At 60.1% G+C, this 15,862-nt stretch carries 7 protein-coding genes and 1 pseudogene; 1 reads left to right on the forward strand and 7 read right to left on the reverse strand.

The window, feature by feature from the left end; genetic code table 11:
- Positions 1-30: 30 nt before the first annotated feature.
- The 7 genes and pseudogenes from FHK92_RS06590 to FHK92_RS06620 all read right to left on the reverse strand — a co-directional run bounded on the left by FHK92_RS06590 (position 31) and on the right by FHK92_RS06620 (position 11,605).
- Positions 31-924, reverse strand: a complete 894-nt coding sequence (locus FHK92_RS06590) for a transglutaminase family protein (RefSeq protein ID WP_181287378.1) — start codon at positions 922-924, stop codon at positions 31-33.
- Entirely contained in the window at positions 924-3,410 is a 2,487-nt protein-coding gene (locus FHK92_RS06595; RefSeq protein ID WP_181287379.1) for a circularly permuted type 2 ATP-grasp protein, read from the reverse strand. Before FHK92_RS06595 ends, FHK92_RS06590 begins: the two co-directional genes overlap by 1 nt.
- A gap of 228 nt (positions 3,411-3,638) precedes the next feature.
- Positions 3,639-6,932, reverse strand: a complete 3,294-nt coding sequence (locus FHK92_RS06600) for a transglutaminase family protein (protein WP_181287380.1) — start codon at positions 6,930-6,932, stop codon at positions 3,639-3,641.
- A 176-nt stretch (positions 6,933-7,108) separates the two neighbouring features.
- A pseudogene (locus tag FHK92_RS06605) lies at positions 7,109-7,569 on the reverse strand (hypothetical protein).
- 72 nt (positions 7,570-7,641) lie between these two features.
- The gene (locus tag FHK92_RS06610) at positions 7,642-8,085 is read right to left on the reverse strand and encodes a hypothetical protein (protein ID WP_181287381.1); all 444 of its coding nucleotides are present in this window, start codon (positions 8,083-8,085) and stop codon (positions 7,642-7,644) included.
- Positions 8,082-9,002: an NAD synthetase gene (locus FHK92_RS06615; protein WP_181287382.1), complete on the reverse strand. Its 921-nt coding sequence runs from the start codon at positions 9,000-9,002 to the stop codon at positions 8,082-8,084. Before FHK92_RS06615 ends, FHK92_RS06610 begins: the two co-directional genes overlap by 4 nt.
- A gap of 302 nt (positions 9,003-9,304) precedes the next feature.
- Positions 9,305-11,605 (reverse strand): YgiQ family radical SAM protein, encoded by a 2,301-nt coding sequence (locus FHK92_RS06620; protein WP_181287383.1) that lies wholly within the window; start codon positions 11,603-11,605, stop codon positions 9,305-9,307.
- A 217-nt stretch (positions 11,606-11,822) separates the two neighbouring features.
- On the opposite strand from FHK92_RS06620, the gene FHK92_RS06625 reads away from it, so the two are divergent.
- Complete coding sequence (locus tag FHK92_RS06625; protein ID WP_181287384.1) at positions 11,823-15,860, forward strand: dermonecrotic toxin domain-containing protein; 4,038 nt, start codon at positions 11,823-11,825, stop codon at positions 15,858-15,860.
- Positions 15,861-15,862: the final 2 nt, after the last annotated feature.

Below are 15,862 nucleotides of genomic sequence, written 5' to 3' on the forward strand. Positions count from 1 at the left end.
CTCGCCACAGGTGTTCATTGGAACATCAGATCACTGTTCCAACGGCATCACTGTCACCCGCACTTCGGGATCATGGGTACCGCCGCCAAGGATCACTCCGCGCAACGGTGACACATCGGAAAAATCCCGGCCCCAGGCCAGGGTGATGTGTTCCAGCGCCGGCTGCACGTTGTTGGTCGGGTCGAAGTCCACCCAACCCAACTCCGGGCAGAACACCGACACCCAGGCGTGTGAAGCATCGGCGCCTATCAGCCGGGCCTGGCCGGGCGGTGGCTGGGTCAGCAGATAGCCGCTGACGTAACGCGCCGCCAATCCGCGGGAGCGCACACAGGCCAACATCAGATGGGCAAAATCCTGGCAGACGCCCCGTCGCCGCTCCAGCACCTCCACCAACGGCGTCGCGACCTGAGTAGCCTCGGCGTCGAAGGTGAACTCTTCGAAAATCTTCTCCATCAATGCCTGGACACCGACCATCAGCGGTCGTCCCGCCGGGAAACAGCTTTCCGAAAACTCCACGAAGCTGCGCTTGAGGTGCACGTAGGGCGATTCGAAACGGTAGCGACACGCGTCCAGCAGCCGCGCTGTCAGCGGTCGGCCGCTATAGGTCAACGCGTCACGGGTCGAATCCCAGGCCGGCGACAGGTTGAAATCCAATTCAGGACGCGCCAGCACCTCGACGCTCAGGCGGGCATTGACCAGCAGCTCATCGTGAGGCCGTTCGAAGGCCAGGCGGGTCAACGGGTTGCCGAATACGTCCTGCTCATCCCGACGGGTCGTCGGCTCCGGACTGATCAGCAACTGCTGTTCGGTGCAACGCTGCCAGTCACAGGCCCGCGGCCACAGATGGGCCAGTTGCTGCGCGAGGGACACCGGGCTGTCGTAGTGATAATGGGTGTCGTGGAGGATCTGGTAACGAGCGTTCATCAGACGGACACCGTGCGTTGGCTGACGTCATCGACGTGGGCAAAATGGCGCAAGGCCAAGCGATCGGACACCTGGCCACTGACATCGGCCACCTCCTGCAACAGATCGGCCAGGCCATCGAGCGCCGCGCGCAGGCTGGCTTCGCCGAACAGCGGATTTTCCAGGCAGCGCAGGTCGAAGCGCGACAGGCGCGTCACCAACTCCGGCAGCGCGGTATCCCTGGGCGCGCCAAAATCATCGTTCAGGCGCTTGAGGGTGCGCGCCACCAGTTTCAATTGGAAGAGCACCGCATGAGGGTTCTGCTCGTCCAGCAACAACAGGTCGAGCACTGGAATCAACTGCGCCACCGCCAGGTAGCGCGAGCGGTAGGTGATGCTGCTGTTACCCAATTCCAGCAACCATTCCAACCCGGCCTGATCGAAAACCGCCTCGCCTCGCAGGAACGCCGCCAGGCTGCTGCTGAGAAACTGCAGGCGCTCCAGGCGCCGACCGATCATCAGGAAGCGCCAGCCCTCGTCGCGGGTCATGTCGTCCAGGGCGAAGCCGGATAACGCCGCCAGGGACATCACCAAGCGGTTGAGAAAATCCAGCAGCTCACCGAAGTCCGGCTCACTGGTTTCCAGCTCCACGGCTTCGCGTTGCAACTCCACGAGCGCCTGCCAGTTTTCCCGCGACAGCTTGCCGCGAACCTGCGAAGCCGCCCACTGCAAGCGCTGCAGGTTGGAACGCAGGCTGAAGGACCAGTCATCCCCGAGCATGGCCGCCATCAGGCGTTCGGGCAGCTCGCCCTCCTCGGGCAACAGCATCAGGCTTTCGCCGAGGGAGACCGCCGACTGCAGCGCTTGCGGGTCATCACCATCGACATACCGCGCCAGCATGATTCGCAGAAGGCGGGCACTGTCATCGCACCGTTCACAATAGCGGCCGAACCAGAACAGGTTTTCGACGACTCGCGAGGGCAGGTAAGGATCGCGGCGCACCAGGTCGTGAACGCCGACGGTGCGTTGGGCCTTCCATTGCTCACCGCCGGGCGCTTGCTCGCCGAGCACCCACGTGTCCTTGCTGGCACCGCCGCGCTGCATCGACACCACCTCGGCATCGGCCTCGGCAGCCACGCGGGTCAGGCCCCCGCGCAGCACGCGATAATCGTTTTTCCCAGACACGGCGTACACGCGCATGCCGATGGCCCGGGGCTGGATCAAGCCATCCTCGGCCTGCCACACCGGCGCCTGGGATAACTGCGCCAGCTCTTGGGCGACGTAGGCATAAGGCCGCGCCTGCATGCGTGCCGCCAGTTGGGCGCGCTGGCCCTCGTCCAGGTCTCGACCAAACACAGGCGTGAAACTCTGGGAGGGAAATGCCGGCTTGATCAACAGCTGGGGTAATTTCTCCAAGGCCTGGGCCAGCACTGGCGGTTCACCGCACCACCAGGTGGCAATGGAAGGCAGCATCAGTTCTTCGCCGAACAGATACTGGTTGATCTTCGGCAAGAACCCCAAGAGCCCTGGCGATTCCAGCACGCCGCTGCCCAGGGCATTGGCCACCAAGACCCGGCCCTGGCGCACCGCTTCCAGCAAACCGGGCACGCCCAGGGCCGAATCGGTGCGCAACTCCAGCGGGTCGCAGAAATCATCGTCGAGGCGGCGCATGATCGCGTGGACCCGACGCAATCCGCTGAGGGTCTTCAGGTAGACCGTGGCGTCCCGAACGGTAAGGTCACCGCCCTCCACCAACGGGTAACCGAGCTGGCGCGCCAGGTATAGATGCTCGAAATAGCTCTCGTTGAAGCGCCCGGGCGTCAGCAACACCACCAGCGGCGGCTCGCCGTCACTGGGCGCCTGTCGTGCCAGCGTCTCTTGCAAAGTCCGGAAGAAACCGGACAAGTGCTGCACCTTGAGGTCGCGATAAAGATCGGGAAACGCTCGTGACACGATTGTGCGATTTTCCAACGCATATCCGGCCCCGGAAGGCGCCTGGGTCCGATCCGCAGTAACCCACCAGCGACCGTCGGGCGTACGCGCCAGGTCCACGGCATACAGGTGAAGAAAGTCGCCATCCGGCGGCGTGATGCCTTGGCACGGCCAGAGGAAATTGTTGTGGCCAAACACCAGCTCCGCCGGCAACAAGCCTTCGCTGATCAACCGCTGCGGCCCATACAGGTCGGCCAGTACCGCATTGAGCAGACGTGCGCGCTGGGCAATGCCGGCCGACAGCAGCTTCCATTCCTGGGCATCGATGACGTGGGGCAGCAGATCCAGTTCCCAGGGCCGATCAGCGCCCTTCGGGTCCGCATAGACGTTGTAGGTGACGCCGTTTTCCTGGATCTGCCGGGCCAGCAACGCCTGGCGCTGGAGCAGTTGCGCCGGCGTACTGCGCTGCAACTGGTCGAACAGCCGCCGCCAGTGCGCGCGGACCGCACCGCTGTCGTCCAGCAATTCGTGATAGGTGCCCGTCGTCAGCGGGTAACGGTCAAGCAGGTCAGGCATGGAAAGCTCGGCAGGGCGGCAATGATGGGTGAGACTAGCGCAAGCGCATGACGCCCGGATAGGTGTGTTTGTGTTGGATCCGACCTGGCTTTCGTGGCGAGGGGATTTATCCCCGCTGGGCTGCGCCGCAGCCCCCAAAGCAACTCGGTGTGCCAAGAAGATTGAGCTAACCGCTTCAGGGCTGCTACGCAGCCCAGCGGGGATAAATCCCCTCGCCACAAGGTCCAGCTAGCTTTTTGATGTCCCGTGAAAGCGCCGCAGATCGAGCGTGAAGGGAAACTCGTCATCCGTTGCCAGACTCGGTATCGGCAGTTTTCCAGGCGTGTGTCCGATACGGAAGAATCGCGCCATCCGCCGGCTCTCCGCTTCGTTGGCGTTCACCGGCAGGCTGTCATAATTACGGCCGCCGGGATGCGCCACGTGGTATTGGCAGCCGCCCAGCGAACGTTGCATCCAGGTGTCGAGTACGTCAAAGACCAGCGGCGCATGGACCGGGATGGTCGGCTGCAAGCAGTTGAACGGTTGCCAGGCGCGGAAACGCACCCCGGCGACGAACTCGCCTACGCGACCGGTTGGCTGAAGCGGCACCGGCACGCCATTGCAGGTCAGCAGATAACGTTGCGGTGCCAACCCCGTGAGCTTGATCTGCAAGCGCTCCAGGGACGAGTCCACATAACGCACCGTGCCGCCAGCCGAGCCCTCTTCGCCCAGCACATGCCAAGGCTCCAGCGCCTGGCGCAACTGCAGCTCGATACCGTTGACCGCATAATCGCCGACCTTGGGAAAGCGGAACTCCAGGTGCGCGGCAAACCAGTCGGCGCGCAGCGGATAACCCGCGGCATTGAGTTCCTCGATGACCTCGGCGAAATCCTGCTCGATGAAATGCGGCAGCAGGAAACGGTCGTGCAACTCGGTGCCCCAACGCGCCAGCCTGGCCGGTGCATAGGGCTCACGCCAGAACCGCGCCACCAGCGCTCGCAGCAACAACTGCTGAGTCAAGCTCATGCGGGCGTGGGGCGGCATTTCGAAAGCGCGCAGCTCCAGCAAGCCTAGACGCCCGGTGGCGCCGTCCGGCGAATAGAGCTTGTCGATGCAGAACTCGGCGCGGTGGGTATTGCCGGTCACGTCGATCAACAGGTTGCGCAGGAGCCGATCGACCAACCACGGCGGACATTCCTCGCCAGGCTGGGGCATTTGCGCGAAGGCGATTTCCAGCTCATACAACGCGTCGTTGCGCGCCTCGTCCACACGTGGTGCCTGGGATGTCGGGCCGATGAACAACCCGGAAAACAGGTAGGACAACGACGGGTGGTTATGCCAGTAGCTGATCAGGCTGCGCAGCAAGTCCGGACGTCGCAGGAACGGTGAATCAGCCGGTGTCGCGCCACCCAGTACGAAATGGTTACCGCCACCGGTACCGGTGTGCCGGCCATCGATCAGAAATTTCTCAGTGGTCAGTCGGTTAAGTCGCGCTTGCTCGTAAAGAAATTCGGTGCGCTCGACCAACTCATCCCAGCTCGCCGAAGGCTGCACGTTGACCTCGATGACACCCGGGTCCGGCGTGATGCGGAAATTGCTCAGGCGCGGGTCGCTCGGCGGCTCGTAGCCCTCCAACAAGACAGGGCAGCTCAGTTCTTCAGCAGTCGCCTCGATCGCGCTGACCAACTCCAGGTAATCCTCGACCCGCTCCAGCGGCGGCATGAACAGGTACAGCCGCCCTTCCCTGGCCTCGGCGCAGAAGGCGGTGCGGGTCAGCCAATCGGCCGATTCGTCGATCTTCGGCACGCGCTCCTGTTCCAGTGCCGGCTCGCCGTGACGGTTCAACTGCTCGGTCCCAGGTAACTCGGGCAAATCCTGGTTGGGGTCGGTGGGATGGATGAACGGATATTCGGCCGCCGTCACCCACGGCTGGGACGCCAGTGGCAAGCGATAGCCCAAGGGCGAATCCCCCGGCACCAGCCGGCAATGATCCTCGCGCAAGTACCAGCGCCCGCTTTGCCATTGGTCGCCCTTGGCGGTCCGGGCCAACGGCAGGACCTGGCCGATCACTTTATCCAGACCCTGGCTGAAGACCTTGCGCAAACGCGCCCGCTCCAACGGGTCTTCCAGCCGGGGATCTTCGGCCGTCACGTTCGAAGGCAACGTGCCTTCGCGCCAGAGGTAATGGAAGTTGTCTTCGTAGGCAGGGAAGACGAATCGCGTGGGAATTTTCAGGCGTTCCGCGACACTCGCCAGGAAGCGGCCCGCCAACTCGCCATCGGCGCCGTAGTCTTTCTGCTCGTCGGCAATCAATGCGCTGTCATGCCAGATCGGCACCCCGTCACGCCGCCAATAGCAGTTGAGCGACCAGCGCGGCAATTGCTCGCCGGGATACCACTTGCCCTGGCCGAAATGCACCAGCCCCTGCGGCGCGTAATGCTCGCGCATGCGCTGGAACAGCTCGGCGGAAAGGCGACGTTTGTCTGGCCCAAGCGCCGCCGTGTTCCACTCGGCGCCGTCCGGGTCATCGATGGAAACGAAAGTCGGCTCACCGCCCATGGTCAGGCGCACGTCGCCTTTCTGCAGGTCGCCATCGATCTTGCGGCCCAACGCCTGGATCGCCAACCATTGTTCTTCGGTGTAGGGCTTGGTGACCCGAGGCGCTTCCCAGATCCGCTCCACGGACATTTCGTGACTGAACTGACATTCGCACGGCTCCACCAGACCACTGATCGGTGCCGCCGAGGACGGATCAGGACTACACGCCAAGGGAATATGCCCTTCGCCCGCGAACAATCCGGACGTAGCGTCGAGGCCGATCCAGCCGGCGCCAGGCAGGTAGACCTCGCACCAGGCATGCAGGTCGGTGAAATCCACTTCCGTACCGGACGGGCCATCGAGGCTTTTCACGTCGGCGGTCAACTGGATCAAGTAACCCGAGACAAAACGCGCTGCCAGGCCCAGATGACGCAACAGTTGCACCAGCAGCCAGGCCGAGTCGCGGCATGAACCGGACGCATGTTCCAACGTATGCTCCGGCGTCTGCACGCCGGGCTCCATGCGGATCAGGTAGTTGATGTCTTCGCTCAGGCGCTGGTTGAGCGCCACCAGAAAATCCACCGCTGGCAGCGGCGTGCGGTCGATGCCGTCCAGGTAAGCCTTGAACTTGGGCGTCAGCGGGAGCTTTTCCAGGTAGGGCATCAGCTCGTGTTTTTCGTCAGCCGCATAGGTGAACGGGATCTTCTCGGCGTAAGGCTCAAGGAAAAAATCGAACGGATTGAACACCGCCATCTCGGCGACCAGATCGACCTCGACCCGCAGCTCATCGGTCTTTTCCGGAAACACCAGCCGCGCCAGGTAATTGCCCTGGGGGTCTTGTTGCCAATTGATGAAATGCTGTTCGGGCGAGACTTTCAACGAGTACGAAAGGATACGCGTGCGGCTATGGGCCGCCGGGCGCAGGCGAACGATCTGTGGACCGAGTTCGACAGCGCGCTCGTAGCGATAGTGTGTGACATGGTGCAAAGCGACATGAATCGACACGGCGTGCCTCCTGCGGGGCCTGGGCGTTATCGAAAGCGGCGCAAGACTTATGCCATTCAGGCAGGCCGGACACTTTCAACGTCTACTCAGGGCAGTAGAGCACTAAAACCGCGCGATGCCTGTATTGATCTGCAAAGGCCGCACATAAATGCGGCGCGGGGCGGTAGCGAATCGACTCAGCGGCGCGGGCGCGAGGCCTTGGCGGACTGGAGGATGCGTTCGCGTTGGTGGCGGATTTCGATGAGCTTGCTGCGCATTTCGCGGTGGCGTTTGCTGTTGAGCAGCAGCAGTCCCAGTAGCGGCAACAGCACCGCAAACACATACACACCTTGATGCGGCCCATAAGCAAACGTCGGCAGCACCGCCGCCAGACAGGCGAGGAAATAACCCACCACCCACCAGATCGCCCAGGCGCGTCCGCGTGCGATCATGAGATTGCCCAGGACCAGGACACTCACCAGAGCCAAAGTGCCGAGTCCAACATAGTTGCTTCTGACGGAAGGCTCCAAGGCACGCCAATAAGTGCTGCGGACAAAACCAGCAGCGCAGACCCGGAAAAGCATCCCAGGAAAATTGTCCCCATGAACACCGGAAAATAATGGGCAAGGAAATGCTTCAGGGATTCACCTCCGATCACGGCCCAATCTCCTGGAAGCCATCAACGACAGCGCACACCCTGACGAGGCGAAATGCTTGCAGCGTTACGCAGTCATGATCGAGGGCCACGCAGAGCCTCCCGCTTTGCGCGGATAGCGACAAGTTTGTTACGCATATCCCGTTGCCTTTGGCTTTGCAGCAGCAGTAGGCCAAGCACCGGAAATAATACCGCCATTGCGTAGAGGCCCCGATGAGGGGCATAACCAGCCATCGGAAGGACAAATCCCAGGCAGGAGACGAATACCCCAACCAACAACCACACCCAGCGGGGTCGCCCCCAAAGGACCATCAGGTTACCGTGCGCCACCAGCAGCGTAACTGCTGCGCCCCCCAGCATGATGTAAACGCCGCTTTCAGCTAAAGGCAATGCTCGAAAATAGGTTATGAAAGCGAGTGAAATAGCCAAGGCAATTGAAATGTAAGCCGCGAAGATACCGGCAATGAATCCAAGAAAATGCCTTTGGAAGAAGCCTCGAAGTGTAAGCTCGTCGTTCATTCATCAAGCTCTTCGTATAGGCCAATAGCGATAGTCTTGACGTTGCCTGATAGGGCGCTCCCGCTCAGCCCGATAGCTGCGCCCAGCGAATCCTTGATTTGGGTGATAGTGCCGTGCTTGAGCTCGGCGGCCGTGAAGCGCTTGGGCAACTCACCGGCAAGTTGCTTCAACTTGAGCATTTTTGCTGTCAAACGAGGATCATTGATACTCAACAATTCCTTGGTCAGCTTAGCCCGCTCCTGTCGGTTCAAACCCCGCAGAACTTCACGCAGCGTTTTACCGGTCGAAGCCTTGGCAACCCTGACCATTTTAATTGTCGTCAAAGCGGAGGCCCCCACGCCGACCAACGAAGCGGCATCCAAGCCTATCGAGGCGTTTTGGTACCATGCCTCGCTGTCCAGCCAGTCATTCGTCTGCGGGCTGGCAATTTCGAGGCTGGTGCGAACAAGTCCATTGACGCACTGGAGGCTGCTCGCTCCCGCAGCTGTCCAGGCTATTGCCACCATCACACCACTGGCTCCCGCACTGAAAGGGACGAGGATGGTTCCACTGGCAATCACGACCCAGCTGATTACCGCTCCCGCGCAAGAAAGTGTCGTGTTCACCGCCTCGATGACTAGACGCGACTCACGTGGATTGCTCTGTACCTGCTGGGCAAATTGCTCCGGTGCGATATATTTCTGCGCCTCGCGCAAGATGATTCGCTTCGGCTTGATGCTGCAAATCGGCTTGAACTCACGCAGCGTTACTACATTGAATTCAGCATCGATATACACCACTCCCGCGCCGACGATGCTTGGATCGGCATCAATGGCGGCGAACAGCCGTGGCAGGTTGATTTGGCTTTCGATGCGGCGACGGGCCATCAGTTGGGAGAGGCTGTTGTCCATACCGATGCCGGGTAACGGAGTGCTCATTGAATCGTCCTTGAGAATCGAAGGGTGAGTCGTTATCCACACTGAACATTGTGGCGAGGGGATTTATCCCCGCTGGGCTGCGCAGCAGCCCCTAAAACCTGTCGCCTCGGTGGGGGCAGGCTGATTGCGTTAGGCCTCTTGGGGCTGCTTCGCAGCCCAACGGGGATAAATCCCCTCGCCACAAAAGCTATGCATCCGCCGTCACGCCGTTGGCGGGCGCCACGATAACAAACGGCCAGCACGCCCGCTAGAAAGCAAAACGCCAGCACTTAGGCTGGCGTTTTGCGAGGTGGCGGGGATGATCAGCGCGGTACGACAGGCTTGCGCGCCGGCTTCGGTCCCTTGCCCTTGGCCGCGTCCTTGCGCTCCTTGGCGGCCTTCTGGTTGCGGGCGAACGCGGCAGCCTTGGCTTGCTCGCGCTTGTCCCACGCGTTGCCGCCATCACTGGCGCGCGGCGGCAGGCCGGTGTGCTGGGTCAGGATCTTGGTGGTTTCCTTGCCCACTTTATGGCTGCCAGCCGGCGTCGAGTTCTTGCGACGGGCGCTCTGGTAGCTGTCGGTGGCCGGCTGGTGCAACGGAATCAACTGGTGCTTGCCCGGCCCGATCAGGTCGGCGCGGCCCATGCGGGTCAGCGCTTCGCGCAGCATCGGCCAGCCTTTCGGGTCGTGATAACGCAGGAACGCCTTGTGCAGGCGGCGCTGCTCTTCGCTCTTGACGATGGTCACCGCGTCGCTCTTATAGGTGACTTTGCGCAACGGGTTCTTGCCCGAGTGGTACATGGCGGTGGCCGTGGCCATCGGCGACGGATAGAACGCCTGCACCTGGTCGGCGCGGAAACCGTTGCCCTTGAGCCACAGCGCCAGGTTCATCATGTCTTCGTCGGTGGTGCCCGGGTGGGCCGCGATGAAGTACGGAATCAGGTACTGCTCTTTCCCCGCTTCCTTGGTGTACTTCTCGAACATGCGCTTGAACTTGTCATAGCTGCCGATGCCCGGCTTCATCATCTGGTTGAGCGGACCTTCCTCGGTGTGCTCCGGGGCGATCTTCAGGTAACCGCCGACATGGTGGGTGACCAGTTCCTTGACGTACTCCGGCGACTCGACCGCCAGGTCGTAACGCAGGCCGGAGGCGATCAGGATCTTCTTCACCCCAGGTAATGCCCGGGCGCTGCGGTACAGCTGGATCAGCGAAGAATGGTCGGTGTTCAGGTTTGGGCAAATGCCGGGGAACACGCACGACGGCTTGCGGCACGCGGATTCGATTTCCGGGCTCTTGCAGGCGATGCGGTACATGTTCGCGGTTGGCCCGCCGAGGTCGGAAATCACCCCGGTAAAGCCCGGAACCTTGTCGCGGATCTCTTCGATCTCGCGGATGATCGACTCTTCGGAACGGTTCTGGATGATCCGACCTTCGTGCTCGGTGATCGAGCAGAAGGTGCAGCCACCGAAGCAGCCACGCATGATGTTCACCGAGAAACGGATCATCTCGTAGGCCGGGATCTTCTCCTTGCCATACGCCGGATGCGGAACACGTGCGTAAGGCATGCCAAACACGTAGTCCATTTCTTCAGTGGTCATAGGAATGGGCGGCGGGTTGAACCAGACATCGACTTCGCCGTGCTTCTGCACCAGCGCACGGGCGTTACCCGGGTTGGTTTCCAGGTGCAGCACGCGGTTCGCGTGGGCGTAGAGCACCGCGTCGCCACGGACTTTTTCCACCGACGGCAGCCGGATCACGGTTTTGTCGCGGGTCATTTTCGGACTTGCCAGGATCTGCACGACCTTGGCTTCGCTCGGGTCTTCAACCGGGCCCTTTTCCTGCTCGATGGCGCAAGCAGCGGTGTCCTGGGTGTTGACGTACGGGTTGATGATCTTGTCGATCTTGCCCGGACGGTCGATGCGCGTGGAGTCGACTTCGTACCAGCCTTGCGGCGTGTCGCGGCGGATGAACGCGGTGCCGCGGACGTCGGTGATGTCTTCGATCTTGTGGCCATAGGACAGGCGCTGGGCGACTTCGACGATCGCTCGCTCGGCGTTGCCGTAGAGCAGGATGTCGGCGCAAGCGTCGATCAGGATCGAGTTACGCACCCGGTCCTGCCAGTAATCGTAGTGGGCGATGCGGCGCAGGGACGCTTCGATGCCGCCGAGCACGATCGGCACGTGCTTGTAGGCTTCCTTGCAGCGCTGGCTGTAGACCAGGCTCGCACGGTCCGGCCGCTTGCCCGCCAGACCACCTGGGGTGTAGGCATCGTCGGAGCGGATTTTCTTGTCGGCGGTGTAGCGGTTGATCATCGAGTCCATGTTGCCGGCCGCGACACCGAAAAACAGGTTGGGCTCGCCGAGCTTCATGAAGTCGTCTTTGGACTGCCAGTTCGGCTGGGCAATGATCCCGACGCGAAAGCCCTGGGCTTCCAGCAACCGGCCAATGATCGCCATGCCGAACGACGGATGATCGACGTAGGCATCACCGGTGACGATGATGATGTCGCACGAATCCCAGCCGAGCTGATCCATCTCCTCCCTGCTCATCGGCAGGAATGGCGCCGGGCCGAAACATTCGGCCCAGTACTTGGGATAGTCAAATAACGGCTTGGCTGCTTGCATGTCGATGACCGGTATAAAGGATGAAAAATCGCGGGCGCGGAATATAGCACAAAAAACAACCAATTCCGACGATAGCGGTCGGCTTTTGCCTCGACCTGCCCGGGTAGACCTCATTACTCCGTTTCCAAGTCCCGCAGGCACTACATAGTTACCGCTTGTCGAAACGATCAGCGAGGTAGTTTGGATAGACCAACCACGCCACACCAAGGTCTTTCCAATGAATAAAAGTAGCTCCCAGCCGCACGAAACGCCCCCCTCGCGGCCATCCGTTCATCCGCATGAAGCGTTCATCAAGACACAACTGCCGTCCTGGATCAAAAACGCATCGCCAGCAATGCTCACAGAGTTACGCCAACATCTGATCAGCAGCAATCAATCCAGACATGACATCAAGGAAATCCTGGACGAACTGAAAAGCCCCGAAGCCTTTGCTCGGCCTCTGGTACGCGACGCAATTCGAAAAAACTTTTTCGGATTACTCAATGACGAGAACGCTCTCCTCGTACGTGAGTGGAAAAACAGTCACCTGCTGGGCCTGGTCAAGACCCACGACAAAACCACTGAACAAACGTTGCTGGAAGCGGCCCTACAGAATTTCGAAGCTTCGGAAACGGTGGCCGGGGGAATGGAAGAAGGTACCGGTCTCTATAACCTCGCCGAGACAGGAAGAATCCTGACTGCTGTTCCACCGAGCCGATTTGCTGCCGCCTGCCGTCAATTGGATGCAGGTAGCCAGTACCTCAAGCACATCAATGAGGTGCTTGAGCCGACGCCCCAAACAGGCGCCACACGCACCGCCGCACAGGTGCTTGATGCATTCCGTCGGCATGAGCGCAATTGCTTCGGGGCCGACCTGCTCCTTGCCCACATTCGCGGCGAACTGGAACCTGATATCTATCTGCAGTTGCGTAGCTTGCAACGCGACTCCACCCACCCCGAGCTGTCATGCAGCCATCTGACCATCAAACAGGTGGTGCTTCCCAATGTTCTGGTGATCCAGCAAAAACGTGCCAACAAGCAGATCATCCTCTATACGCCCCAAGACCCGATTTTGCCGTTTCGTAGCTACTGGTCCATGCGCGACTTGCACCACAGCCTGGCCGAGCGCTTGAGCACACCTGGCTATCTGGCCTTTTTCAATCGCCTGATCCCCCTGCAGCACAGGGGTACAATTTTGAAGGTGTTACCTGCCCAGGTTTACTGGCTCCCCGCTGACCTGCGCACGCAATCGGTGCGCGCCAGCCTGAACGAACCCGTTGCACTAGCGCCGATCCAGGGGAATATGTTCCATGCCATGGCGGCGCAACGGATCACCCAGATCCGCAACGATGCGCGCGTCGTCGCGATTCCTACCGCCGATGTCGATATCCTGAGTCGGCAGAATCGTCTTCAGTACTATGCCGACCTGGGTAAATCAGCGCTGTTCTTTGCAGCCTCGTTCGTTCCGGTTATTGGAGAAGTACTGCTGGTGGTCAGCGCTGCTCAACTGACCGAAACCGTTTACGACGGTTTCGCCGCCTGGAGTCGGGGTGACAGCGATCAGGCCCTGAATGACTTGCTGGACATCGTGGATAACGCTGCTCTGGCGGTGGCGACTTCAGGGGCCATCAGGGGCGCTGGCTTCACCGCCAATCTGGTGAAAGTCCAAGTACGCAACAAGGGCTGGCGCCTCTGGCAGCCGAGCCTCGCAGCCTACCGCCACCCCATGGCATTACCCAAAGGCCTTCCCGCCAACGCCCAGGGCATCTATCAACATGGCGAGCGGCATTACCTGAAGCTCGATGACGGCGTGCACGCGATACAACGCGACCCGCAAAATCAGCATTGGCAACTGCTCCACCCAACCGACCCGAAAGCCTATAGCCCCCCTTTGCTGAGTAACAACGTGGGCGGTTGGCGACTCCTGCAGGAGACTCCGAACGACTGGGATGACCTCAAGCTGCTCAAACGATTGGGACCCGAGGCCGCCAACATCAAGCCTGCCGCGGTCGAATCCATTCTGTTGCTTGGCGGAATCGACAATATGTCCCTGCGCCAGATTCACCAGGATCTGGTTCGTCCCCCACCCCTGCTGCGCGAGACAGTCAAACGTTTCAATCTTGAGCAGGAGATCAACGATTTTTCAACCGAGCATGCACAAGGCGCCAGCATCACCTTGCACAGCCCCTTCCTTCAGCTCTACTCGGTGTGTTCCCTGCCAAAATGGCCAGGGCACAGCAAATTGTCGATCGTTGATGAACATCAAAGCGTCCTGTTCACCCGCGGGACAGGGCCCGGCGAAATCCGGGTATCGGAGACACGATTCAGGAAAGGAGAGCTGCTGCATGCCCTGGAGGAGCAAATGCCACAACTGGAGTTCAACACACTTCTGCCGACGCCTTACGTTGACGGTTATACCAAGGTTGAAAACCTGGCAATGACGCTGCCCAACCAGGTCCGGGAAAATAGACAACTGCTGTTTACTTGGCTCTCCGAACTTGGCGAAAAAGCCGAAGACCCGATCCAGCAAGACATCCACCGCGTCATGCCCGAGCTATCGAGAAGCCATCTGGAGGAAATGGCCGCCGTTCTCAGCCCGGAACAACGTGTACGGATAGCACGGGAAAAAAGCCTGACTTCCGCGCAACGCTGGGAGGCCAGCCGCTATATAGAACATATGCGAATCAACCGAGCGCGCGAAAACATCCATTTGAACTCGGTGAGCAACGATGAAGGGCTATCGCCGATCCTGGACACCCTGGACCAACTGCCTGGCTGGCCAGCCTCACGGCGGATAGAGATACGCGGCCAGAACATCAATGGTTCGCTGCTCGGCAGCAACGGCAGCGAGTTCGCCGAGACCCATTACTTGCTGACCCGACAGGGTGGCTTGTACACGCCCCATGACGCCACGGGCAAATTGCTTCATGGGCCCACGGATCTATTCAGTGCGCTTGAGCATACCCTTTCGAATGCAGAACGCAGCGCTGTTTTAAGTCAGTCAAATGCAACCACCTTCAAAGAGGCCATCCGTCAGACAGACTTGAGATTGATGGCAACACGGCCATTGGCGGTTCGAGCCAAGACCTCAGGTGTACTGGCGCCAGCCATGGATGCACAGCCCCTGGATCCGCTTTTCGCACTACCTGACCCGCCTTCCGGACTGACATTGCGCAGTGATGGCTTGTATCAGTCGAAACCTTTTCCTGACGGGTTCTACCGCCATTACATCAGGGACAAAGGCCAATATTTCCAGGTCAAGACGGATAGCCTTGGCATACAACTGATCGATGCCCGCAGTCCCTTCAGAGCCTACAGGCCCTATATCCGAAAAGACGGCGCCGGTGGCTGGAGCCTCGACGAAACCAACGGAAAACTCCTTGGAGGCATGCCTTCTCCGCTCCCAACTTTCACCGACGGCGAATCCAATGATGAGTTCGAATCGGCCGAATCCTCCACCGGCTACGAAACAGCGGATGACAACCTCCAGCCTGCGCCGTATACGGCAGAAGAACTGCTCCACATGCGCGCCGAGAAGTCTTACCAATACAGCCAGAATTATCGGCGAATCTATCTCCGCGCAAACAATGGCCGGTATCCGATCAGGGATACGGACGGCTTACCCATGCGAATCAGGCGTATACAAAACCTGGGTATCTCGCCCATCTCCCATAGGACATTCAGCAAGGACCTGGTCCTGCCTTACATCAAATGGGAAGGCTATGAACAAGTCGCGAGTTTGTATGAGGAAAAACTTGAAGTCGTCCCCTTCACCGCGGCGCACCAGAAGTTCCCGGAGGAGAACGTTCTGATCGGCCAGTTGGCCGTGGTCAATAAGCGACCGCTAGGAAAAGGCGAAATAATTGGTGTTTATGGTGGAGAGTTGCTCCCTGTCGGTGTTGCCGGGCGTCGTCAGGATCCTTACCTGATCGATATCACACCTATAGAACTGCCCAGCTCAACTAACGCGGCATCGCCTCCCCCGGTCAGAAGCGATGTGGTGCTTTCGGGAGACAACATCCTTTCTCGGATGAATACCATTGTTGAATATGAAGAGGGCGCCCCTGCGCGCCAAGCAGCCGCAGGCTATAACGTTGAAGCGGCCTATTTCAACGTCGATGTTCAAAAAGGCAGCCAACCACAGGAGTGCATGAAACTAACGGCGTTCTTTACCACCGAGGATATCCCGGCAAATACCGAGTTGCGCTGGAACTATCAATATGACGATGAGGCGGTCAAGGTATTGTTTGGCCTCCCGCTCAAGAGCAGTGCCTGAAC

Source organism: Pseudomonas brassicacearum subsp. neoaurantiaca, from assembly GCF_013608025.1.
Classification (GTDB): domain Bacteria; phylum Pseudomonadota; class Gammaproteobacteria; order Pseudomonadales; family Pseudomonadaceae; genus Aquipseudomonas.